Origin of the sequence: Kitasatospora phosalacinea (assembly GCF_000717185.1) — a bacterium.
Classification (GTDB): domain Bacteria; phylum Actinomycetota; class Actinomycetes; order Streptomycetales; family Streptomycetaceae; genus Kitasatospora; species Kitasatospora phosalacinea_A.
In genome coordinates this window covers 1-22,482 of sequence record NZ_JNYE01000052.1, presented here as the reverse complement: position 1 = coordinate 22,482, position 22,482 = coordinate 1, and the positions used below count along the sequence as shown (strand labels likewise).

The following is a 22,482-nucleotide window of genomic DNA, read 5'->3' as shown; positions in this document are numbered from 1 at the left end:
CGCGTCACGAGAACTCACAGGCTGATCCACCCGGCCGCCAGCGCCACCACCCCCACCACCGCCCCGGTCACCGACAGCACCAGCACCACCGCCTCGCGCGGCGAGAACAGCTGCCGGCCCTGCTCCCGACGCGCCATCACGAACAGCACGGTCGCGGGCGCGTAGATGATCAGCGACACCAGCAGGTACGCCCAGCCCGCCGCGTACACCAGGAAGGCGGTGTACGCCGTGGCCAGCCCGGCCACCAGCCAGACCCCGGGGCCGGCCCGGTCCTGCCGGGCCACCAGGACCGCGTACCCGGCGGCCAGCAGGTAGGGGATCAGGCTGAGCGTGCTGGTCAGGTCGAGCGCGAAGTCGAAGGCGTCGTCCGAGAACGCCGTCACGACCAGCATCACCTGCGACAGCGCGGTGGTCATCAGCAGGGCCGGAACCGGCACGTCCCGGGCGGTGGCGCGGGCCAGGAAGCGCGGCATGTCCTCGTCCTCGGCGGCGACGAACAGCACCTCCGCGGCCATCAGCGTCCAGGCCAGGTACGCGCCCAGCACCGAGACGATCAGCCCGACGCTCACCAGCACCTGCCCCCAGGTGCCGACCGCCGACTCCAGCACGCCCGCCATCGACGGCTGCCGCAGCTCGGCGATGTCGGCCATCGGCAGCAGGCCGTACGACACGATCGTCACCGAGGCGAACACCGCGAAGACGCTCAGGAAGCCCAGCACGGTGGCCCGGCCGACGTCCGAACGGCGCTTCGCGTGGCGGGAGTAGACGCTCGCGCCCTCCACCCCGAGGAAGACGAAGACGGTGGCCAGCATCGTCCCGTGCACCTGGTCGTACAGCGAGCCCGCGTAGGAGGCGCCCTGGAAGTTGTCGGCGAACACGTCCGGTTCGAAGTAGAACAGCGCCAGCACCACGAACACCAGGATCGGCACCAGCTTGGCGACCGTGACGACCCGGTTGATCATCGCGGCCTCCTTCACGCCGCGCCGCACCAGCAGGAAGAACCCCCACAGCCCGAACGAGGAGAGCACCACCGCGAGCGCCGTGTCCCCGTCCCCGAGCGCCGGGACGAGCGCGCCGACCGTCGACATGATCAGCACCCAGTACGTCACGTTGCCGACGCAGGCGCTCGCCCAGTAGCCGAACGCCGAGAAGAAGCCCAGGTACTCGCCGAAACCCGCCTTCGCGTACGCGTACACGCCCGCGTCCAGCTGCGGCCGCCGGATCGCCAGCGACTGGAACACCAGCGCCAGCATCAGCATGCCCGTCCCGGCGACCAGCCAGGCGATCAGCGCGCCCAGCACGCCGGTCTCCTGCGCGAACCGCCCCGGCAGCGAGAACACGCCCGCCCCGACCATCGACCCGACCACCAGCATGGTCAGCGTCGGCAGCGCCAGCTCGGCCGCCCCCGCCGCCGGGTCCCGGACCGTCTCCGCCGTCTCCTCCGTCGCCACGCGCCCCGCTCCCTCTCGCCCGCGGCTCCCCGCACCCCGGGCGCCCCGGACGCCACCGCCGCGGGCGGAACGCTACCAACCGAATGTCGCATTCGCCCCGTTACATCCCTTTCCGCGCGCCGCCCCTCCCGCCGGGAGCCCACCGGGAGCCCGCCGGGAGCCCCGGGCCGCGCCGTAGGCTGATGGCTCGTCAAGTCGGGCGGTGCGGCCCGGTGCGGTGGCCGACGGGAGACGGGAGACGGGCATGGAGTTCACCGAGCGGATCGCTCCCCTGCGCCTGGTGGTCACGGGCGGCGGCACGGGCGGGCACACCTACCCGGCGCTGACGGCGGTCCGGGCGCTGCAGGCGCGGCTGGCCGCGCACGGGCGGGCGGTCGACGTGCTGTGGATCGGCACCGCGGCGGGGCTGGAGGCCCGGGTCGCGCCCGCGGAGGGGATCCGGTTCGAGCCGGTCGCCACCGGCAAGGTCCGGCGCTCGTCGAACCCGCTGAAGCTGCTCTCCCCGGCGAACGTCCGCGACATGTGCCGGGTGCCGCTGGGCGCCTGGCAGGCCCGCGCCCTGGTCTCCGGGTTCCGGCCGGACGTGGTGCTGGCCACCGGCGGGTACGTGGCCGTGCCGGTGGGCCTGGCGGCCCGCTCCTGCCGGGTGCCGCTGGTGGTGCACGAGCAGACGGTGCGCCTCGGGCTGGCGAACAAGGTGCTGGCCCGCGCGGCGACCCGGGTCGCGGTCTCCTCGGAGTCCACCCTGCCGCTGCTGCCCGGGTCCGCGCGCCGCACCGCCGCGGTGACGGGCAACCCGGTGCGGCCCGCGGTGCTGGCCGGGCGGGCCGACAAGGCCGTCACCGCCCTCGACCTGTACGGCTTCGACCGCTCGCTGCCGACGGTGTACGTCACCGGTGGCGCACAGGGCTCGGTGCAGATCAACACCCTGGTCGCGGCCGTCCTGCCCGACCTGCTGCACCAGGCCAACGTCGTCCACCAGTGCGGCCCCGCCAACGAGGCGGCCCTGCGCGAGCGCACCCGCACCCTGCCCCCGCACCTCGCGGGCCGCTACCTGCTCACCGGCTACCTCGGCGCCGAACTGCCCGACGTCCTGGCCCTCGCGGACGTGGTCGTCAGCCGCAGCGGCGCCGGAACCCTCGCCGAACTCACCGCCCTCGGCAAGGCCGCCGTCTTCGTCCCCCTCGCCTCCTCCGCCGGCAACGAGCAGGCCCACAACGCCACCCACCTCCAGCAGTCCGGCGCCGCCACCGCCCTGCTCGGCGAGGTCACCCCCGCCGACCTGCACACCGCCCTGACCCCCCTGCTCACCGACCCCGCCCGCCGCACCACGATGGCCGCCCGCTCCCGCGAACACGGCCGCCCGGACGCGGCGGAACACCTGGTCGACGTCCTGCTCTCGGCGGCCGGACAGCCGAACTGACCCGGACGCCCCCCGAGCCGCCGTCGAGAACGTCGTGTCCGGCACCGGGCGGGGACGGGACCCGTGGTGCCAGCCGGAGGGTCCCGTCCCCGCGTGTGCGCGTGACGGCCGACCCTGGCTCCGCGCACACCCTCCGTTCGCGGCGGAGGGGGCACGGGCTTGGTGCGGACCTCAGGTGTTCACCCGATCGGCGCAGTACGGAGTCCGGGCGGCGCCCGGTCAGGGGCGGGCGAGGGCCGGGTGGGCGGGCGAGGGCCGGGTGGGCGGTGAGCCGCTCCGTACGGCGACCGCGAGGCCCTCGACTACACCGGCCTCGCCCTCGCCCACGGTTGGCACAGCTCCCTGTTCCTCTACCACCGCGGCGAGATCGAGCGCGCCCTCGGCCGCACCGACGACGCCCGCACCCACCTCGCCCGGGCCCTCGCCACCGACCCGCGGTTCAACCCCCTCCAGGCGCCGCGGGCCCGCTCCGCCCTGGCGGAACTCACCCCCTGATTCCCGTGCCGGTCCGGGCCCCGGTGCACGGCGTGAGGGCCCCGGAAACCGCCGAAGCGGTCGGGGCCCTCGGGCGTGACCGTGCGTCAGGAGGTCGGCATCAGGACGGTGTCGACGATGTAGACGGTGGCGTTGGCGGTCTGCACGTTGCCGCACAGCACCTTGGAGTTGCCGTTGACCGTGAAGTCGGGCTCGGAACCGGTGACGGCGAGGTCGCCGCCCTCCAGGGTCTTGTGGGTGCCGGCCAGCGAGCCGGGGGCCAGCCGCTCGGGGGTGACGTGGTAGGTGAGCACCTTGGTCAGCTTCGCCTTGTCGGCCAGCAGCGCGTCCAGGTCGGCCTTGGGAATCTTGGCGAAGGCGTCGTTGGTGGGGGCGAAGACGGTGATGTTCTGCGCGGAGTTGAGGGTGTCGACCAGCCCGGCCTGCTTGACGGCCGTCACCAGGGTGGACAGCAGCGGGTTGTTGGAGGCCGCGGTGGCCACCGGGTCCTTCGCCATGCCGCTGAACGACCCCGCCCCGTCCGCGGGCACCGCCGCGCAGGCGGCGCCGAACGGGGCGTCGGCCATCGCCGCCGAGGCCGAAGCGGTGCTGCCGGACATCGCCGCGGACGGGGAGGGAGCGGTGGAGGCCGGGGCGGACGAGGAACCGGAACCGTCGCCGCTGCTGCTGCACGCGCCCAGGGTCAGGGCCAGGGCACCCGCGGCGAGCAGGGCGGTGAAGGTACGGCGGTTGCGGACGGAAGCGGACATGGCGGATCTCTCCTCGGTACGGGGGTGGAGTGGTGCTGGGTCAGGGAACGGACGGAGTGGGTCAGGTGACGGTGACGACGGTGCTGTGCCAGCCCGTCGCCCCCGCGGGGAAGGGCGCGGCGCGGCTCTCGGGCTGCACGGCGCCGGTGGTGTCGGTGGCGCGCACCTCGATCCGGTGCGTGCCGGGGGTCGCACCCGTCCAGGCGTACGACCACTGCCGCCACAGGTCGGGCCCGGCGTCAGCGGCCAACTCGGCCTGCTGCCAGGGACTTTCGTCGATGCGGACCTCGACGGCGGCGATGCCGCGGTGGGTCGCCCAGGCCGTTCCGGCGAGGTCGACGGCACCGGCGGGGACCTTCGCGAACGGCGCGGGCACCTCGATCCGGGAGGCGGTGCGGACGGCGCCGGTGCGGTCCCAGCCGCGCCGCACCCAGTACGGGTCGAAGGCGGCGAAGGTGGTGACCTCCAGCTCCACCAGCCACTTGGTGGCGGAGGTGTAGCCGTAGAAGCCGGGCACCACGCTGCGGCACGGGAAGCCGTGCGCGACCGGCAGCGCCTCGCCGTTCATCGCCACGGCCAGCAGCGCGCGGCGGCCGTCCAGGACGGACTCCAGCGGGGTGCCGATCGTCATGCCGTCCTTCGAGCGCCCCACCAGCTGGTCCGCCCCGGGCCGGACCCCGGCGCGGCGCAGCAGCGCGGGCAGCGCGGCACCCAGCCAGCGGGTGGTGCCGACGTACGGGCCGCCGACCTCGTTGGAGACGCAGGACAGCGTGTGGTCGAGCTCTTCGAGCGGCTCGCGCAGCAGTTCGTCGAAGGTGAGCAGCAGGGGGCGGTCCACCAGGCCGTGGACGCGCAGCGTCCAGTCCCGCGGGTCGATCTGCGGCAGGGTCAGCGCGGTGTCGACCCGGTAGAAGTCGGAGTTCGGGGTGGTGAACGACGACAGGCCGGGGACGTTCGGGTGGACGGCGGCGGGCAGCGGCGGCAGCGGCTCGGCCGGTGCGGGGAGGCGGACGGCGTCGCGGGCGGCGGTGACGTCGTACCGGCGTCCGGTCAGGACCCGGCCGCCGGCCCCGGCCAGGGCGCCCGCCGCGAACGTCCCGGCGGTGGCGGTCAGCACCGTCCTGCGGCTCGTCGTCCCCGTCCCGTCCGGTTCCGCGTGCTGCTCGGAGGCCGCCCCGGGCGATCCGCGCCACAGCCGGGCCAGGGCCTGGACGGTGAGCGCGCCGACCAGCCCGGCGACCAGTGACGGGGCGCAGTCGGCGGGGGACGCGCCGGGACGGGACAGCGCCGCCCAGCCGCCGAGGCCGCCGAACGCGGCGAAGACCACGGCCCCGGCGAGGGGGCGACGAACCGCCAGCAGTCCGGCCAGCGCGGCGAGCAGGGCCATCGTCAGGTAGATCCCGCCCAGCAGCACCGCCTTGTCGTGGGTGCCGAAGGTGCGGACCGCGTACTCCTTCAGCGGCGTCGGCGTCAGGTCGATCGCCGCCGACCCCACCGCGATCACCGGCGCGGTTCCGGCCCCGACGGCGCACGCGACCAGTTCGCCCGCGCCGAGCGCCGCCACCGCCGACGCCAGGCCGATTGCGGCCGCGCCGGCCGCCCGCAGGAGTCTGCGGGCGGCGCCGCGGGGCGGGGCGGCGGCGGGAGTCGGTTCGTTGGTCACATCCCCGGTTCGGGACGTGGACGGGCCCGGATTGGTCGGACTTTCCGGCCCGCCCGATCGGGTGGTGCCGGACAGGCGCGGGCCGCCCCGGCCTCCGACCGCCTGTTCTCCTTCGGCCGTCCGGACGCTCGGCATCCCGCAGGGACGACGGCCCCCTGTTCACGGGGTGACCAATCCGCGCGCCGCACGGTGTCGAACGCCGAGTACGAGCAGGTGCCCGATCACCTGCCGCCCGAGCCGCCGAACGCGGCCGTTCGACGGAAGGCAGCCATGTCACCCACCACCCCGGGGCAACTCCCCGCCAGGCACCCCGGAGCCGCTCCGTGGTGAGCACGGTCGTCCGCCTCCCCGATCCCGGCCGTGCCGGGCCCGACCTCCAGGAACTGGTCGGCCGCATCGCCCTCGGCGACCAGGAGGCCTTCTCCCGCCTGTACGACGCGGTGTCCGGGCCCGTGCTCGGGCTGGTGCAACGGGTGCTGCGCGATCCCGCGCAGTCCGAGGAGGTCGCCCAGGAGGTCATGCTGGAGGTGTGGCGCACCGCTCCCCGGTACCGGCCGGAGTGCGGGAACGTCATGCCGTGGGTGATGACCATCGCCCACCACCGGGCGGTCGACCGCGTCCGGGCCGCCCAGGCCGCGGCCGACCGCGACCGGCGGGCCGCGGCCGGCGCCCACACGACGGCCTTCGACGAGGTCGCCGAACAGGTCGAGGGCCGCCTGGAGCGCGAACAGGTCCGCCGCTGCCTGAGGACACTGACCGAGCTCCAGCGGGAGTCCCTCACCCTGGCCTACTACCGGGGCTACACCTACCCGCAGGTCGCCGAGGTCCTCGGCGCCCCGCTCGGCACCGTGAAGACCCGCATGCGCGATGCCCTGATCCGGATGCGCGACTGCCTGGGAGTGGGCACATGAACACCACCGCCGACCTGCACACCCTCACCGGCGCCTACGCCGCCCACGCCCTCGACGACACCGAACGCGCCGCCTTCGAGCACCACCTCGCGCACTGCTCCCCCTGCGCGCAGGAGGTCGCCGAGTTCGCCGCCACCCTCGCCAGACTCGGCACCGCCGAAACCACCACTCCCCCGCCCCGCCTCAAGGCCCAGGTCATGGCGGCCCTGTCCACCACCCGGCAGGACGCCCCGCGGGTCACCCCCGTTCCCGGTCACCGCCCGGGCCGCCGATCCCCCGGGCGTCGGCAGGCACTCGCCCTGGCCGCCTGCCTCGCCGTCGCCGTCGGTGCGGGCGCAGTGGCCGTCCAGCAGCACCGGGAGACCGAACGGGCCCGGACGGAAGCGGCGGCGGCGCAACAGCAACAGGCCGCCCTCACCGTCCTGCTCACCGCCCCGGACGCCCGTCTCGCCGCCGGTCCCGTGACCGGCGGCGGAACCGGCACCACGGTGTGGTCACCCGCACTCGGTCGGGCCGGGTTCTGGGCCTCCGGCCTGCCCGCCCTCCCCGACGGCCGCGTCTACCAACTCTGGTTCGACGACGCGGGCACCATGCGCCCCGCCGGACTGCTCCCCTCCGACGGCGCACTGGTCCTGGCCGGCCCCGTCGACGCGGCTTCCGGAGTCGGCGTCACCGAGGAACCGGCGGGCGGCTCCCCGCACCCCACCGGCTCCCCCCTCCTCCTGCTGCCCCTGACCTGATGCCCGACCCGCCGTCGGGACCGTCCGCTCCGACCCGCGGCACAGCCCGGGATCCGTGACCTCGAGGAGCAGCGGACCATCACCCCTGACGGAACCAGCCCCTGAACCCGGGACGGAACACCCGGAAAAGGTGACGTGTTCTGTCAGTTTTACCGTGAACGATGGATGACATGAGCAACGAGGAGATCACCACCCAGGACACTTCGACGACCGCGCGGGTAGCCGCGGCGGGTCCGCTCGCGGGGCGGGTCGCGCTCGTGGCGGGCGCCACCCGGGGGGCGGGGCGGGCGCAGGCCGTGGAGCTGGGCCGGGCCGGTGCGACCGTGTACGTCACCGGCCGCACCACCCGGGCCCGGGCCAGCGAGGTCGGCCGGACCACCGAGACCATCGAGGAGAGCGCCGAACTCGTCTGCGCGGCGGGCGGGACCGGGATCGCGGTTCCCACCGACCACCTCGACGAGACCCAGGTGCGCGCCCTGGCCGAGCGGATCGACCGGGAGCACGGGCGGCTCGACGTCCTCGTCAACGACCTGTGGGGCGGCGAACACCTGTTGGTCGCCTCGGTGTTCGGGAAGAAGAGCTGGGAGACGCCGCTCGCGGACGGCCTGCGGATCCTGGAGCTCGGCGTCCGCTCGCACGTGATCACGGCGGCGCTGCTGCTCCCGCTGCTGATCCGCTCCGACGCGCCGTTGCACGTGGAAGTCACCGACGGCACCGCGCGCTACAACCGCCGCTACCGGGAGAACATGTACTACGACCTGGCGAAGAACGCCCCGATCCGCCTCGCGTTCGGGCTGGGGCAGGAGCTGGCGCAGTACGGGGGCACGGCGGTCGCGGTCTCGCCGGGCTTCCTGCGCTCGGAGCAGATGCTCGCCCACTTCGGCGTGCGCGAGGAGAACTGGCGTGACGCGATCGCCCAGGAGCCGGCGTTCGCGATCGCGGAGTCCCCGCGCTACCTGGCCCGCGCGGTCGCGGCGCTGGCCGCCGACCCGGACCGCGCGAAGCGGTGGAACGGCGCGTCCACTTCCAGTGCGGAACTCGCCAGGGCGTACGGGGTGACGGACGCGGACGGCAGCCAGCCGGACGTCTGGGCGTACTTCGAGGACGTCGCCCGCGGCGGGGAGGTCTCCCCCGAGGACTACCGCCGCGCCGCGCCCTCCTCGGGTTCCACCGCCTCGGCTCCCGACTCCACGGGTTCCACCTCCCCTGAGTCCGCCCCGTAGAGCGCGGCCAGGGCGGCGGCGCGCTCGCGGAAGCGCGCGCGCAGGTGAGCCGGGGCCAGGACCTCGGCGTCCGCGTCGAGCCTGGCCAGTTGGTCGAAGGCAACGTCCTCGGACTCCACCGGCAGGTCGAGGGTGACCAGGCCGGCCGGGTCCGGGGCGCTCGCCGAGGCGAGCGCGTCCGCGACGGCGGCCCCGTCCACCACCGCGGGCAGCCGCCGCAGGCCCCGCCCGGTCAACCGGACGGTGACGGTGGTGCGCAGCAGGGCACGGGCGAAGGCGAGGGACCCGGCCTCCCAGTGGGCGGCCAGGTCGAAGGCCGGGTCGCGCACGAACGGATCCTCGGTTCCGGCAGCGGCGGCGAGCGCGGTGATCCGGTCGACGCGGTAGGTGCGCCAGCCGCCGTCGCGGTCCTCCCGTGCGCCGGGGACGCGGGCCACGACGTACCAGGTGCCGGCCTTCAGCACGAGCCCGTACGGCTCCACCACCCGCGCCACGGCGGTGGGCGGCGCGCCGTCCCTGCCGGGCCGCGCGTACGACAGCTCGACGGGCCGGTCCGCCCACACCGCGCGGGCCAGCTCGGGCAGCAGGTCCGGGGCGGCGGGTTCGCGGAACCAGGCCGGGGCGTCGAGGTGGAAGCGGCGCACGGAGGACTCGGCGGCCCGGCGCACCGAGGGGAGCAGGGTCGCCGTCAACTTCAGCCGAGCGGTCTCGGCCGCGTCCGAGAGCCCCAGGTCCTGCAAGGCCGAGGGCACGCCGGACAGGAAGAGCGTCTCCGCCTCGCCGGGACGGAGCGTGGTGAGCCTGGTCCGGTATCCCGCGGCGAGGAAGTACCCGCCCACCCGCCCGCGCTCCGACCGGACCGGGACGCCCGCCTCCTGCAGGGCCTGGGCGTCGCGGATCACGGTGCGCTCGGAGACCTCCAGCTCGCGGGCGAGAGCGGCCGCGGTCAGGCCGGGGTTCGACTGGATCAGGAGGGCCATGCGGATCAGGCGAGCGGCACGCATCCCCCAAGGATCACCGACCCGGCGGACAGTCGGCACCTCCGCCGCCGGGCGGCCCCGAACCGGTCCCCGCGGAGGGACACATCGGACGCGATTTCGGGTCGTCGTGGCCCACCGCCCGAGCGCCCGGCGTGGAAGGAGCCCGTCGGACGGCGTCTGGCCTGGCTCTGGTGCGCCGTCCGCTCACGCACCGCTCACGCACCGGCGGCGAGCCCGGGCTCCCCGTGCCACCGATGACGCGGCCGGGCGCAGGGTCCGACGCCCTCCCTCCGCTGGTCCGTTCCGAGTTCGGGGTCAGACCTGGACCACGTGGACGTCCTGGGCGTCCAGCGCCTTCAGGTGAGCCGTGAGGTCGTCCGGGTCACTGGTGAGGACAACAGCGCTGCCATGCCGGGCCGCAGTCAGCGCCACCAAGGCGTCCACGGCGTCCGGACGCTTCTTCGGAGGCAACTCAGCCGTAGCGAGCGCGCTACCGATGCGCTGCCGCCCCGTCAGATCCGGCCCGGTCGCACACATGATGCGGACCGTCTGCCCAGCGGCAGTGGGGCGCATCGCCGGGGCCGAGCTCCGCACCTGCGGCACCGTACAGTCCTTGAGGGCCGCGGCTGCTCGGCAGGCCGATCTATCGGCTCTGCGGCGGGTCAGCTCTGCAAGGGCTTTGATCCACGGATCGTGACATGAAGCGACAGACCCGGGGCTGGATGGAGGGCGGTGGACGTGGGTGGAAAGGGTGCCTGAGGGGGCGGTTCGGGGGCGTCGTCCCCGCACCGTCCCCGCACCGGTCCACAATTCAGGCATTCCGGGTGCTGCCCCGAGCGGCGCAAACAGCCCCCGAACCGCTCCGGACACGAAAAAGGCCAGGTCAGACGGTGTCTGACCTGGCCTGGACTGCGGTGGGCCGCCAGGGGTTCGAACCCTGAACCTACGGATTAAAAGTCCGCAGCTCTGCCAATTGAGCTAGCGGCCCGCGGCAGGCGCGGGCCCGGTGGGACAGCGCCTGCCGGGGTGATCCTACCTGGTGCCCGGTGGGGGATGACCAGTGGATTGCCGGGCGGGTCGCGCGGGTTGGAGGGGTGGGGGCGGGCGGGATCAGGGTGTGGGCAGGTGGGCGGCGCGGACGCGGTGCAGCCAGGCTTCGACCGGGCGTTCGTCGGGGGTGGCAGGCAGGACGCCGGGGCGGGCGAAGCGGGTTTCGGCGTCGGCGAGGAGGGGGGCGGCGTCCTCCGGGTGGTCGGCGTAGCGCTCGCCGAGGGCGCGGACCCGTTCGGGGTCGGGGAGGCGGATCTCCAGTCGGCCGGTCTCGTGCAGGGTGACGCCCTGGCGGACCAGGCGGACCAGGTGGCGGGCGTGCTTGGCGGCCCTGGCGCGGCCGGTCGGGTCGGTGCGGTCGCGGGCGGTGAGCTTGCGGAACTGCTGGGCGGCGTAGCCCAGGTAGGACTGGCGGACCGCCGGGCCGCACAGGAAGGCCTCCCGCAGGCCGATCAGCTCCTCGCCGAGTGGCGTCCGGACTTCGTACAACTCCTCGGGCAGCCAGACGAGTTCGGTGGCGGTCGGGTTGCCGCCGAGGGCGAGCCGACACCACTTGGCGGCTTCGTGGAGGGTGCGGTCGGGGGCGGTGGTGACGTGCGACTCTGCGGGGCGGTGCAGGCCGTGGAAGGCGACGGTGGGGGCGGCGAACAGGCCGAGCCGGTCGAGGTCGGAGCCGGCGTGCGCCAGGCCGTACGCGGTGGAGCCGACGATGCCGGAGAGCAGGACGTTCACGGGCGGACGCCTCCTCGGCGGGCGCGGGTGGGTGCGGTGCGGGTGCGGGCGCGGTACGGGTACGGGTGCGGGTGTCGGGTGTGCAGTGTCGCCCGCCGCGGACCGTCCGGGCGAGCGATTTACCGACCGGGGCGGCCCCGGCCGACACGGCCGCCGCCGTCGCTCCCCGCCGGGCGGCGGGGCCGCGCCGATACTGGGCGGATGGTGAACGGCGAGGTCCCGGCGGTGAAGCTGCGTGCCTGGTGGGCGCGGCGGCAGTGGTTGGACGGCGGACGGCACCGCGGGGCGTCGGCGGCGCAGGTGCTGGCGGCGACGGGGTGGGCCCGGTCGACGGGCGGGGCGGGGCCGTACCTGGGGCTGTTCGCCCGGGCGGGGCTGCGGCGGGCCGAGGTGGACGCGGCGCTGGCCGCACTGGAGGTGCAGGAGTTGCCGTCCGCCCGCGGGCGGACGTACCTGCTGCCCGCCGAGGACTCCGCGCTGGGCCTGGCCGCGGGCGCGGGCTCGGTGGAGACGGAGCTCGCGGCGGCGGCGCGGCAGCTCGGGGTGACCCGGGACGAGATCGAGCAGCTCTGCCTGGCGGTCACCGAAGTGCTGTCCCCCGTCGAGCCGTTGACCGCGAAGGAGCTGCACGCGCAGCTGGGCCCGGCGGTCCGGTCGCTGGGCGAGGCGGGGCGCAGGCGCGGAGTGGCGACCACCCTGCCGCCCGCGCTCGGGCTGCTGCAGTCGCGCGGGCTGGCGCGCCGGGTACCGGTCGGGGGCCGCCTGGACCGGCAGTCGCGCGGCTACCTGCGGTGGGACCGGCCGGCGCACGGGGAGGCCGCCGACCTGGCGCGGCGGTACTTCGCCTGGGCGGCCCCGGCCTCGGTGCGGCACTTCCGCTGGTTCTCCGGTTTCGGCGCGGCGACCGCGAAGGCCGCGCTGGCCCCGCTCGGGCTGGTCCGGCTGCCCGGCAGCGAGTTGCTGATGCCGCCCGAACTCGTCGACGAGTTCGCCGGGTTCACCGTTCCGGACGAGCCCGCGTACGCGCTGCTGGCGGCCACCGACGGCCTGCACCTGCTGCACCGCGACCTGCCCCGGCTGGTCGACCCGCGGGACGCGGACCGCCCCGTCCCGGCGGCCCGCCCCGCCCCGGCGGCCCGGAGCGGCCGGGACGGCCGGGGCGGCCGGGGCGGCCGGGGCGGCCAGGATGGGCGGGGCGGGCGACTCCTCGGCGAGGAGACCGACCCGCGGACCCACCTGGTGGTGGACCGCGGACGGGTCATCGGCTTCTGGGAGTACGACCCCGAACTGCGGGAGCTGGTGCACGAGTTGTTCGTACCGATGACCCCCGGCCTGCGGGCCGCGATCGACGCCGCCGAGGCCTTCGTCCGCGAGGACCTCGGCGACGCCCGCAGCTCGGGCCCGGACTCGCCCCGGAGCCGCGCGCCGCGGCTCGCCGCCCTGCGCGCACGGGGGCAGTGAACTACCGAGCTGTGTCCGGGAGTTCGAGCGGAAGGTGGCCGTATCCGGTCGAGTTCGGGACGGCCGCGCGCAGGCCGTCCAGCAGCGGCCCGGGCGGCGTCGCGTACACGGTGGTGTAGTGGTGCTCGCCGAGCGCCGGGTCGTTGGCCCAGGCGGGCCGCTCCTCGGCGGGGGTGGTGGCGAAGTGCCCGTCCGCGCCGTTCCGGTTGCCCCGGCCGTCCAGCCGCACCCACCACGAACTGCCCGGCAGCAGAACGCCGTTGAGGCCGTGCAGCACCTCCAGCTTCTGGTAGCACAGCCCGGCCGGGATGCCGTTGGCACGCAGCAGCGCGGCCAGCAGGTGCGACTTGCCGTGGCAGATCGCGTTGCCCGCGGCGAGCACGTCGGAGGCCCGGTAGGCGGCCGACCAGCGGCCGACGTCCGCCGAGTGGTCGATCCGGTCGCGGACGTGCTCGAACACCGCCTCGGCGGTCCGCACCGGGTCGTCCTGCCGCAACTGCGCGGCGAGGGCGACGATCGCGGGGTGGTCGTGGTCGACGACCTCGTCCGCGGCGAGGTACGCGGACAGGTCCGGCCGGTCGGCCCGCAGCGGGCCGTGGGGGGAGAGCGAGAGGTCCATGGCAGTGATGCTCGGCCGCCGACCGGGCGGCCCGCAAAGGAGTTTCACCGGGTGGGATAGCGTCTGGGCGACACCGTCGTGGACGAAGGAGCTGACGGCATGGCGCAGGACGAGGCGGACGAGGTACTGGTGGTCACCGGCGGCGGCCGCGGCATCGGGGCGGCCACCGCGCTGCTCGCCGCCGGACGCGGCTACCGGGTGTGCGTCAACTACCGCACCGACCGGGACGCGGCGGACGCCGTGGTGCAGCGGATCCGCTCTGCGGGCGGCACCGCGCTCGCCGTCCGCGCGGACGTCTCGCACACCGCCGGGGTGACCGAGCTGTTCGACACCGTCGACCGCGAACTCGGCACCCTCACCGCCCTGGTGAACAACGCGGGCACGCTGGAGAAGCAGTGCCGGCTGGACGAGCTCGACGAGGACCGGCTGCAGCGGATCTGGGCCGCCAACATCACCGGCCCGTTCCTGTGCGCGGCCGCCGCGGTGCGCCGGATGTCGACCCGGTACGGCGGGCGCGGCGGCGCGATCGTCAACGTCGGCTCGGCGGCGTCCCGGCTCGGCTCGCCCAACGAGTACGTCGACTACGCGGCGTCCAAGGGCGCGCTCGACTCGATGACCACCGGCCTGTCGCTGGAGGTCGCGGCCGAGGGCATCCGGGTCAACGCCGTCCGCCCGGGCCTGATCCACACCGGCATCCACGCCCTCGGCGGCGAACCCGGCCGGGTCGACCGGGTCGGCCCGAACCTGCCGATGGGGCGCGGCGGGCAGCCCGAGGAGATCGCCGAGGCGATCCTCTACCTGCTCTCCCCCGCCGCCTCGTACGTCACCGGCGCCTTCCTGGACGCGGCCGGCGGACGCTGACCGGCCCCGCCCCCGCCGCGGCGACCCTCGGTCCCGCCCCCTCTCCCGCCCCCTCTCCTGCCCCCGCTCCCGCTCCAGCTCCCGGTCTCGATCCCGGTACCGGTTCGGTGAACGCACCGGCCCGCCGTCGCCCCCTGCGCCTACCGTGGAACGCATGACCGAGACCGAGATCGCCGCCGCGCCGTTCCTCGACATCCCCGACGTCCCCAACCTCCGCGACGCCGGGGCCGGCGTCTACCGCCCCGGACTGCTCTACCGCTCGGCCACCCTCAACCGCCTCACCGACGAAGGCCTGCAGCGCTTCGCGGCACTCGGCATCCGCACCGTCCTCGACCTGCGCAGCACCCCCGAGGTCGCCGACTGGCCCGACCGCCTCCCGGACGGCGTCGACTACCTCCACCTGCCGCTGCTGCCCGACCCGGCCACCACCGACCGGGCCTGGCCCGAGGACCAGGCCGCGCTCTACCCGTTCATGGCCGAGACCGGCGGCGTCGCCATCGCCGCCGCCGTCCGCGCCCTGGCCAACGGCGCCCCGCTGCTGGTCCACTGCGCCGTCGGCAAGGACCGCACCGGCCTGACCGTCGCCGTCCTGCAGACCCTGGCCGGCCTCCCGCTCGAAGCCGTCACCGCCGACTTCCTCCGCTCCAACCCCGGCCTCGGCCTCGACCGCGGCCCCGTCCCCTACTACGACGCCGCCGGAGTCGAACGCCTCTCCCGCCCCGTCGAAGCCGCCCACCTGCACGCCGCCCTCACCCACGCCACCACCGCCCACGGCTCCCTCGACACCTACCTCCGCAACCACGGCGCCACCGACGCCGACCTCGCCACCCTCCGCACCCTGGGCCCGGCGTGACGACGGACGGCGGCCGCACGAGCATCTGACGGCGCCGGTGTCACCCCATCTCGTCGACGGCGAGGACCCCAGGGGGATGCCGGTCGCCGAGCTCCTCGGAGTCGTGGTGCCGCTGCTCGGCGATCGGACGTTCGGGTGCGGGCTGTCGGCGGGCCTCGGTGTGGAAGAGGAGGGCCAGGAGGACGGTGGTGGTGGCGAGTTGGGTGAGGGGGTTGAGCTGGGTGCCGAGGGGGGTGATGGCCAGGACGAGGGCGGCGGTGAGGAGGCGGAGGCGGGTGGGGCCGAGGGCGAGGGTGCGGCGGATGCCGGTGTTGGCGCAGAGGAAGAGCGCGGTGCCGCCGGAGAGGGCGAGTGCTTCGGGGAGGTGGATGGGGGAGGTGGGGTGGGCGGTGGCGGTCTTGGCGCCGGTGGCGAACAGGATGACGGCCAGCAGCAGGGCGTAGTGGCCCAGGTTGTAGACCTTGATCGCGGCCAGGTTGCGCCGGGCGTCGTCGAGCCGGGCCATCGCGTGGACGGCCTTCTCCTCGTCGTCCGCGCCGAAGTACGCCCACCACAGGCCGACGCAGACCGCCAGGGCGAGGATCGCGGTGGTGGCCGGGGCGGGGGTGAGTCGGGCCTCGCCGATGCCGACGCCGATGGCGATCACCGACTCGCCGAAGGCGACGATCACCACCAGTCCGTGGCGTTCCACGAAGTGGTCGGAGCGGAGCTGGAAGCGCGGCAGGTCGACCAGGTACGGGATGACCAGCTGGAGGCCGAACGCGGCCGTCCAGAGCAGGAGTTCGGGCCCGCCGCGGAGATACCCGCCGGCGATCACCAGTCCGGCGCCCAGCAGGTTGAGCGCCCCCATCCGGGCGACCGCCCCGGGGCGGACCCCGGCGGTGGCGAACATGCCGGTGTGCACGGCGATGACGAGCAGGTACGCCCAGCCGAAGGCCTCGCCCCCACCGTCGAAGGCCCGCGGCACGCTGAGCGCGATGACCAGGAAGCAGCCCATTCCCAGCAGCATCAGGCCGCGCTGCCCGTGGGTGCGCGGCGGGACCGCGTTGGCGACCCATATGTAGGCGTCGTACATCCACCAGATCACCGCCAGCATCACCAGCACCCGGGCGAGGCCGCCGGGGGTGAGGTGGTGGGCCAGGCTCGCGGTGAGCTGGGTGATGACGAAGACGAAGACCAGGTCGAAGAAGAGCTCCAGCGGGCTTGCCCGCAGCTCCCCGTCCCCCGTCGGTGCAAGCTCTCGATCGGTCACCGCCCGAGTATCCCAATCCCCGTTCCCCGCACGGCAGGCGGCTCGTTAGGAGCGTTACCGTGGACGGGCCGTGGGCGGCGCGTCCACCGGAAGCCCGCAGTCGTGAAGCCCCGCAGTCGTGAGGCTCCACAGCCGTGAAGCTCCACGGCCGTGAAGTCGTGAAGCCCCGTAGTCGTGAAGTCGTGAAGGAGTACGTCCGATGGCCCGTTTCCCCGCCACCGCCGCCGTTGCCGCCACCGGGCTGATCGGCGGGTACGCGACCGCGCGGTTCAGCGGCCGTCGCGAGCTGGGCGGTGCCGTGCTGGCGGCGGCGGGGGCGACCGCCGCGGTGCGGTGGGGGCGGCGGTCGGGGGTGCCGGCCGCGGCGGGGCTGACCGCGCTGTACCTGGCCGCGTTCGGCGGCTCGCACCCGCTGGCGAAGAAGATCGGCGCCTGGCCGGCCGTGCTGTCCGTGACGGGTGTGGTGGCCGCGGCCTCGGCGCTGGCCACCGGCGACTGAGCGGGCGGGACGCCGTCGGGGGCCGGTTCAGCCGCCGAAGCGCGTCTCGAAGGCCGTCCGGTTCGCCGAGGGGTGGCTGCGGTCCCAGACCGCGAACACCACCCGGTCGAAGGCGGCGCCCCACCCGTCCAGGGCCTGCCCGAACGCGGCCGCGACCTCGGTCGGGTCGTTGCGGAACACCCCGCAGCCCCAGGCGCCCAGCACCAGTTCCCGCACCCCGTGCCGGGCGGCGACGGCCAGCACCCGTCCGGCCCGTTCGGCCAGCAGCGGGGCGAGGGCGAGCGGTTGGCCGGGTGAACGGAGCGCCAGCTGGCCCGCGTTGGGCGCGGGCGAGGTCAGGAAGCCGACCCGGTGGGTGCGTTCCAGCAGGTCGCCCCGGTCGTCTCGGATCACCGGCACGCCGGGCGACCAGATCACCCGGTGGCTGTAGCGCAGGTCGGTGGAGGCCCGGTGCGCCTCGTAGTAGTCGGGGGCCTCCAGCAGGCAGCGGTACAGCAGCGAGGAGCGGCAGACGTCCTCCTCCTGGGCCTTCGCACCGCGCAGGTAGCCGCCGCCGGGGTTGCGCGCGGAGGCGAAGTTGAGCACCGCGACGCTCCGCCCGCCGTCCGCGACCAGCCGCCGGGCGGCCTGCATGCTGCCCTCGCCGGTGACCTCGACCACCGCCCCGACCGCCGCCCCGGCCGCCAGCGGCCCCGGGCCCGGCCCGAACTCCGCGTCGGCCCGGTACGACACCGTGCCCGCCCGGGCCTCGGCGAGCTCTTCGGCGATCCGCACCACCGCCCCGGCGGGGCTGCGGTACTCGCCGCGGTCGGCGATCTCCTCGTTCTGCGCGGCCATGGCCCGCTGCCTACTGCTCATGCCACGGCACGCTAACCCCCAACTCCCCTCCCCACCAGCGATTTTCACCGCCCGGGAACGCGGACGGGCCCGCCCCACCGAAGTGGAACGGGCCCGGATCAGCCTGCGTGCAGGGCGTCAGTTCTTCCAGCGCGGCTTGCGGTCGCCGCCGCCATTGTAGCCGCCGCGGTCGTCGCGGTTGAAGCCGCCACGCTCGCGGTCACCGAACGAACGGCCACCACGGTCGCCGCCACGGTCGTCCCGGTTGAAGCCACCGCGCTCGCGGTCACCGAACGAACGGCCACCACGGTCGCCGCCACGGTCGTCCCGGTTGAAACCGCCCTGCGGGCGCCCACCGGTGCGGTGGTCGTCGCGCCGCACGAACGGACGGCTGCCGCCACCGGCCTGGCCGCGGTCGCGGTCGCCGCCGAAGGAGCGGGCCGGACGGTCACCGAAGGAACGGCTGCCGCGGTCGTCGCGGTTGAAGCCACCGCGCTCGCGGTCACCGAAGGAACGGCCACCACGGTCGCCGCCACGGTCGTCGCGGTTGAAGCCACCGCGCTCGCGGTCACCGAACGAACGGCCACCACGGTCGCCGCCACGGTCGTCCCGGTTGAAGCCGCCACGCTCGCGGTCACCGAACGAACGGCCGCCACGGTCGTCCCGGTTGAAGCCGCCCTGCGGGCGGTCACCGAACGAACGGCCGCCACGGTCGTCGCGGTTGAAGCCGCCACGCTCGCCGCGGTCCCGGTCGCCGAACGAACGGCCACCGCGGTCGCCGCCACGGTCGTCGCGGTTGAAGCCGCCGCGCTCGCCGCGGTCCCGGTTGTTGTAGGCCGGGCGCTCGCTGCGGGTCTCGCGGTAGGACGGGGCGCGCTCCTCGGCGACCGGCTCGGCCTCGGCGGCGGCAGCCGCCGCGGCGGGGGCGTCGGTCTCGGCCTCGGCGGCCGGCTCCTCGTCCACGATGCCCAGGTCGGCGCGCTCGCGGGCGGCGCGGGCGGCCAGGCGGTCGGCCTCCTCGCGCAGCTCGGTGGCGCGGCGCTGGGCGCGCTCCAGCTCGCGGGTGAGCTCGGCGACCTCGCGCTCGGCGGCACCGGCGATGCCGGAGGCGCTCTCGGCCTGCACCTCGACGAGCGAGCGGGCGCCGGTGATCCGGGCCACCTCGGCGTCGAAGGCGTGGTCGAGGATGTGGCGCGAGGCGTCGACGCCCGCGTCCTCCATCAGGCGGAACACGCCGCGGCGCTGGTGCGGCAGCACCAGGGTGACGACGATGCCGGAGCGGCCGGCCCGGGCGGTGCGGCCGGAGCGGTGCAGGTAGTCCTTGTGGTCACCGGCCGGGTCGACGTTCAGCACCAGGTCGATGCCGTCGACGTGGATGCCGCGGGCGGCGACGTCGGTGGCGACGACCACGTTCAGGTAGCCGTCCTTGAAGTCGCCGAGGACGCGGGTGCGGGCGCCCTGGGTCATGCCGCCGTGCAGCGCGTCGGCCTTCACCCCGGCCTCCATCAGCTGCTGGGCGACCCGGTCCGCGCCCATCTGGGTGCGGACGAAGATGATGGTGCGGCCCTTGCGGGCGGCGATCGCGTTGGTGATCGGCGCCTTGTCCTTGGGCTTCACGACCAGGATGTGGTGGGTCATGGTGGTGACCGCGCCGGCCGACGGGTCGACCTCGTGGGTGACCGGGTTCTTCAGGTAGCGCTTGACCAGGGTGTCGATCTCGTTCTCCAGCGTGGCGGAGAACAGCAGGCGCTGGCCGCCGGCCGGCACCAGGTCGAGGATCTCGGTGACCTCGGGCAGGAAGCCCATGTCGGCCATCTGGTCGGCCTCGTCCAGGACGGCGATCTCGACCTCGTCCATCTTGGCGGAGCCGCGGTTGATCAGGTCGCGCAGGCGGCCGGGGGTGGCCACCAGGACGTCGACGCCGCGCTCCAGGGCGTAGATCTGGTTCGACATCGAGGTGCCGCCGCAGACCACCTTGAGGCGCAGGCCGAGCACCGAGCCGAACGGCTCCAGCGCGTCGGCGACCTGCATGGCCAGCTCGCGGGTCGGGACGAGGATCAGGCCGCGCGGGTGCTTGGCCTTGGTGCGCTCGCCGTCGGCGAGGCGGGTCAGCAGCGGGAGGCCGAAGCTCAGGGTCTTGCCGGAGCCGGTGCGGCCGCGGCCGAGCACGTCCTTGCCGGCCAGCGCGTCCGGGATGGTCGCGGCCTGGATCGGGAACGGGGTGGTGACGCCGCGCTTGGCGAGCGCCCGGACCACGTCGTCGTGCAGACCGAGGTCGCTGAAGGTGACGGTGGGCTCGGCGTCGTCCGCCGCGTCGGTGTCGACGTCGGCGTCCGCGTCGGTGTCGTCCGCGGCGTCGGTGTCGACGTCCGCGGCGAAGTCGGTGTCGGTGTCCACGTCGGCGTCGGTGAGCTCGGCGAGCTCCGCGTCCAGCGTGTCGGTGTCGAGGGAGTCGGCGTCGGACCCGTTCGCGGGCATGGCGAAGCGGGCGTCGTCAACGAGAGACATGCAAAACCTTCCGGAAGTGGCACGCGCCAAAGTCCGGTGGGTCTGTTGAAAAACCGCCTCTATGCGGTCAGCCACGGATCGCCGGAACGCGCCAAGGGCGCTCAAAGGTGTATGAGGAGCGCCAGCCAAATAGGATCAAACGAACGATCTACCACCATAGGGGAACCTCGGGATCGGAGGCAAATCCCCTGGTCATCGCCTTCGAACGAAGGTGTGGACCGCCTCCTCAGTGTACCGAAGACGGGTCGCTCGGCCCCTCCGACCCCGAACCGCTGGGCGTCGCGGACGGCGTCGTCGAGTGCGCGGGCGCCGACGGGCTGCCCTGCGGGCTCGGCGGGGCGGCCGTCCCGCCCCCGCCGGCGGGCGGGCTGGGCGGCGACGAGGCCGGCCCGCTCGCCGTGCCGGAGGGGGGCGTGCTGCTCGCCGAGGGGGCGGGCACCTGCACCGGCGCACCGGGCACCCCCGCCGACTCCGGCGGCGGCGTGGAGCCGGGCGCGGGGGCCCCGGCCGGGGGCGACGCGGCCGGTGACGCCCCGTCAAGGCTCAACGAGCCGCCGCGCTCCCCGTGCTGACCGCCCTGCCGCCCGCCCGACCCGCCGCCCGGCCTGGCGCTCGCCGCCGCGGAGCCGCCCGTCCCGGACGGCTTCACCACGACCGACCCGCCGGGGGCGTCCGCACCCACCGACATGCACCCGCCCAGCCCCAGCACGGCCAGCGCCGCCGCCACCGAACCCGCCGCCGCACGCCGCCGACGCACCGACCAACCCGCCACCATCGAGCCACCTCCCGCACGACCCGCCCGGGGCCGCCACCGTTCCCGGTGCCCAACGCGCGGCCGCCCACCGGGACACGGGTGGCGCCCCACTCACCCCCAGATCGCGCGTCCGACGCCCGCCCCCGCGTACACCGCCGCCAGGCCCGCGCCCAGCGACAGCACCACGTTGCCCAGCGCCGCGCCGCGGGAGCCGTTCTGGGCCAGCTTCAGGGTCTCGAACGAGAAGGTCGAGTACGTGGTGAGCGCCCCGCACAGGCCGGTGCCGAGCAGCAGCCGGACGTCCGGCGGGGCGACCGCGGTGAGCAGGCCGAGCAGCGCGCAGCCGCCGACGTTGACGGTCAGCGTGCCCCACGGGAAGCCGAAGCCGACCCGGGAGTGCACCGCACGGTCCGTCAGGTACCGCAGCGGGGCGCCGACCGCGGCCCCCGCCAGCACCAGCAGCCAGTTCACCCCGCGGCCCCCCGTCCGTCCGCTCCTCCGTCCGCTCGCCCGCCCGCGCCCCCGGCCGTTCCCCCGGCCCGCTCGCTGCGCGCCAGCAGCACCGCCCGGGTCGCGCCCGCCGCCGCCCAGACGGCCGCCAGCGCGGCCAGCAGCGTCCCGCCCAGGTAGAGCAGCGCCCTGCCGGGCAGCGCGTGGTCGAACAGCCGCTGCCCGTCCACCGCGTACGTCGAGAAGGTGGTGAACCCGCCGAGGATCCCGGTCGCCAGGAACGGCCGCAGCAGCGGGTTCGGCGTGCGCCGCCCCTCGGTGAGCACCACCAGCACCACCCCGATCACCGCGCAGCCGAGCACGTTGACCCCCAGCGTGGTCCACGGGAAGGCGTCCCCCGAGGTCGGCCACAGCAGCCCCGCCCCGTACCGGGCGCCCGCCCCCAGCACCCCGCCCGCGGAGACCGCCGCCACCACCCGCCCCTGCCCGCGCAGCACCGGTTCCCTCGTCGTCATGCCGCCAGTCAAGCACCCGCCCGGCCCCCGCCGTTCCGGCCCCCGACACCCCGCCGGTGCCCTGGCGTCCCGTCGGCGGAACTCCGACAATGGGGCCCGTGGAGATGACCCGGGACGAGTTCGAGGCGCTGGTGTCCGACGCACTGGACCAGATTCCGCCGCAGCTGGCCGCGATGATGGACAACGTCGCCGTCTTCGTCGAGGACGAGCCCGCCCCCGGCACCCCCGACCTGCTCGGCCTCTACGAGGGCATCCCGCTCACCGAGCGCGGCGAGTGGTACGCCGGCGTCCTCCCCGACCGGATCATGGTCTACATGGGCCCGACCCTCCGCCTCTGCGAGACCCGCGAGGAGGCCGTCGAGGAGGTCCGCACCACCGTCATCCACGAGGTCGCCCACCACTTCGGCTTCGACGACGACGAACTCCACGAACTCGGCTGGTCCTGACCCCCGCCCC

Annotated in this window: 22 protein-coding genes and 1 tRNA gene; 10 read left to right on the top strand and 13 right to left on the bottom strand. The window is 75.1% G+C overall.

Annotation, left to right across the window (positions count from 1 at the left end):
- Positions 1–14 precede the first annotated feature (14 nt).
- Positions 15–1,373 carry a basic amino acid/polyamine antiporter gene (locus OO57_RS22045; RefSeq protein WP_234337455.1) on the bottom strand — a complete coding sequence of 453 codons (1,359 nt, stop codon included), beginning with the start codon at positions 1,371–1,373 and terminating at the stop codon, positions 15–17.
- A gap of 322 nt (positions 1,374–1,695) precedes the next feature.
- On the opposite strand from OO57_RS22045, the gene OO57_RS22040 reads away from it, so the two are divergent.
- A complete protein-coding gene (locus OO57_RS22040) occupies positions 1,696–2,874 on the top strand; it encodes a UDP-N-acetylglucosamine--N-acetylmuramyl-(pentapeptide) pyrophosphoryl-undecaprenol N-acetylglucosamine transferase (RefSeq protein ID WP_033254312.1) in 1,179 nt (392 codons plus the stop codon).
- Between the two features lie 581 nt (positions 2,875–3,455).
- Here OO57_RS22040 and OO57_RS22035 read toward each other — a convergent pair.
- On the bottom strand, positions 3,456–4,118 hold the full coding sequence (locus OO57_RS22035; RefSeq protein WP_033254311.1) for a fasciclin domain-containing protein: 663 nt from the start codon (positions 4,116–4,118) through the stop codon (positions 3,456–3,458).
- A gap of 61 nt (positions 4,119–4,179) precedes the next feature.
- Positions 4,180–5,781, bottom strand: coding sequence for a molybdopterin-dependent oxidoreductase (locus tag OO57_RS22030; protein ID WP_033254310.1), 1,602 nt, complete (start codon positions 5,779–5,781; stop codon positions 4,180–4,182).
- A 326-nt stretch (positions 5,782–6,107) separates the two neighbouring features.
- Here OO57_RS22030 and sigK point away from each other — a divergent pair, with 326 nt between their 5' ends.
- From sigK to OO57_RS22015, 3 genes are all read left to right on the top strand, one after another.
- The gene (gene sigK, locus OO57_RS22025; protein WP_033254360.1) at positions 6,108–6,692 is read left to right on the top strand and encodes an ECF RNA polymerase sigma factor SigK; all 585 of its coding nucleotides are present in this window, start codon (positions 6,108–6,110) and stop codon (positions 6,690–6,692) included.
- Entirely contained in the window at positions 6,689–7,432 is a 744-nt protein-coding gene (locus OO57_RS22020; protein ID WP_033254309.1) for an anti-sigma factor, read from the top strand. The genes sigK and OO57_RS22020 overlap by 4 nt, the downstream gene beginning before the upstream one ends.
- Before the next feature lie 170 nt (positions 7,433–7,602).
- A complete protein-coding gene (locus OO57_RS22015) occupies positions 7,603–8,655 on the top strand; it encodes an SDR family oxidoreductase (RefSeq protein ID WP_081973864.1) in 1,053 nt (350 codons plus the stop codon).
- On the opposite strand, the gene OO57_RS22010 is transcribed toward OO57_RS22015, so the two are convergent.
- The 4 genes from OO57_RS22010 to OO57_RS21995 form a co-directional block, all read right to left on the bottom strand.
- A complete protein-coding gene (locus tag OO57_RS22010) occupies positions 8,571–9,659 on the bottom strand; it encodes a helix-turn-helix transcriptional regulator (RefSeq protein WP_081973863.1) in 1,089 nt (362 codons plus the stop codon). The genes OO57_RS22015 and OO57_RS22010 overlap by 85 nt on opposite strands.
- A 291-nt stretch (positions 9,660–9,950) precedes the next feature.
- Positions 9,951–10,079: a hypothetical protein gene (locus OO57_RS46870; RefSeq protein WP_267884977.1), complete on the bottom strand. Its 129-nt coding sequence runs from the start codon at positions 10,077–10,079 to the stop codon at positions 9,951–9,953.
- Between the two features lie 471 nt (positions 10,080–10,550).
- Positions 10,551–10,623: transfer RNA gene (locus tag OO57_RS22000), tRNA-Lys, on the bottom strand.
- A gap of 122 nt (positions 10,624–10,745) precedes the next feature.
- Entirely contained in the window at positions 10,746–11,417 is a 672-nt protein-coding gene (locus tag OO57_RS21995; RefSeq protein ID WP_033254308.1) for a DNA polymerase beta superfamily protein, read from the bottom strand.
- 201 nt (positions 11,418–11,618) lie between these two features.
- Between OO57_RS21995 and OO57_RS21990 the strand changes: the two genes are divergently transcribed.
- Positions 11,619–12,878 carry a DNA glycosylase AlkZ-like family protein gene (locus tag OO57_RS21990; protein WP_033254307.1) on the top strand — a complete coding sequence of 420 codons (1,260 nt, stop codon included), beginning with the start codon at positions 11,619–11,621 and terminating at the stop codon, positions 12,876–12,878.
- Between the two features lies 1 nt (position 12,879).
- Here the strand turns inward: OO57_RS21990 and OO57_RS21985 are convergent, their stop codons facing one another.
- The gene (locus tag OO57_RS21985; protein ID WP_051778075.1) at positions 12,880–13,497 is read right to left on the bottom strand and encodes a transglutaminase-like domain-containing protein; all 618 of its coding nucleotides are present in this window, start codon (positions 13,495–13,497) and stop codon (positions 12,880–12,882) included.
- A 99-nt stretch (positions 13,498–13,596) separates the two neighbouring features.
- Here OO57_RS21985 and OO57_RS21980 point away from each other — a divergent pair, with 99 nt between their 5' ends.
- Both OO57_RS21980 and OO57_RS21975 read left to right on the top strand, forming a co-directional pair.
- Complete coding sequence (locus tag OO57_RS21980) at positions 13,597–14,358, top strand: SDR family oxidoreductase (protein ID WP_033254306.1); 762 nt, start codon at positions 13,597–13,599, stop codon at positions 14,356–14,358.
- 154 nt (positions 14,359–14,512) lie between these two features.
- Positions 14,513–15,211 carry a tyrosine-protein phosphatase gene (locus OO57_RS21975; protein WP_033254305.1) on the top strand — a complete coding sequence of 233 codons (699 nt, stop codon included), beginning with the start codon at positions 14,513–14,515 and terminating at the stop codon, positions 15,209–15,211.
- Between the two features lie 40 nt (positions 15,212–15,251).
- On the opposite strand, the gene OO57_RS21970 is transcribed toward OO57_RS21975, so the two are convergent.
- Positions 15,252–16,463, bottom strand: coding sequence for a low temperature requirement protein A (locus tag OO57_RS21970; RefSeq protein WP_051778074.1), 1,212 nt, complete (start codon positions 16,461–16,463; stop codon positions 15,252–15,254).
- Positions 16,464–16,662: 199 nt separating this feature from the next.
- Between OO57_RS21970 and OO57_RS21965 the strand changes: the two genes are divergently transcribed.
- Positions 16,663–16,962 (top strand): hypothetical protein, encoded by a 300-nt coding sequence (locus tag OO57_RS21965; RefSeq protein ID WP_014137277.1) that lies wholly within the window; start codon positions 16,663–16,665, stop codon positions 16,960–16,962.
- A 27-nt stretch (positions 16,963–16,989) separates the two neighbouring features.
- Here OO57_RS21965 and OO57_RS21960 read toward each other — a convergent pair whose 3' ends face one another.
- Positions 16,990–17,820 carry a TIGR02452 family protein gene (locus tag OO57_RS21960; RefSeq protein ID WP_033254304.1) on the bottom strand — a complete coding sequence of 277 codons (831 nt, stop codon included), beginning with the start codon at positions 17,818–17,820 and terminating at the stop codon, positions 16,990–16,992.
- A gap of 117 nt (positions 17,821–17,937) precedes the next feature.
- Positions 17,938–20,307 (bottom strand): DEAD/DEAH box helicase, encoded by a 2,370-nt coding sequence (locus OO57_RS21955; protein WP_033254303.1) that lies wholly within the window; start codon positions 20,305–20,307, stop codon positions 17,938–17,940.
- Positions 20,308–20,720: 413 nt separating this feature from the next.
- On the opposite strand from OO57_RS21955, the gene OO57_RS44005 reads away from it, so the two are divergent.
- Entirely contained in the window at positions 20,721–20,879 is a 159-nt protein-coding gene (locus OO57_RS44005) for a hypothetical protein (protein ID WP_158715186.1), read from the top strand.
- 293 nt (positions 20,880–21,172) lie between these two features.
- On the opposite strand, the gene crcB is transcribed toward OO57_RS44005, so the two are convergent.
- Both crcB and OO57_RS21945 read right to left on the bottom strand, forming a co-directional pair.
- Positions 21,173–21,532, bottom strand: coding sequence for a fluoride efflux transporter CrcB (gene crcB / locus OO57_RS21950; RefSeq protein ID WP_033254302.1), 360 nt, complete (start codon positions 21,530–21,532; stop codon positions 21,173–21,175).
- Positions 21,529–22,026: a FluC/FEX family fluoride channel gene (locus OO57_RS21945; RefSeq protein ID WP_051778073.1), complete on the bottom strand. Its 498-nt coding sequence runs from the start codon at positions 22,024–22,026 to the stop codon at positions 21,529–21,531. Before OO57_RS21945 ends, crcB begins: the two co-directional genes overlap by 4 nt.
- 104 nt (positions 22,027–22,130) lie before the next feature.
- Between OO57_RS21945 and OO57_RS21940 the strand changes: the two genes are divergently transcribed.
- Positions 22,131–22,472, top strand: coding sequence for a metallopeptidase family protein (locus tag OO57_RS21940; protein ID WP_033254353.1), 342 nt, complete (start codon positions 22,131–22,133; stop codon positions 22,470–22,472).
- Positions 22,473–22,482: the final 10 nt, after the last annotated feature.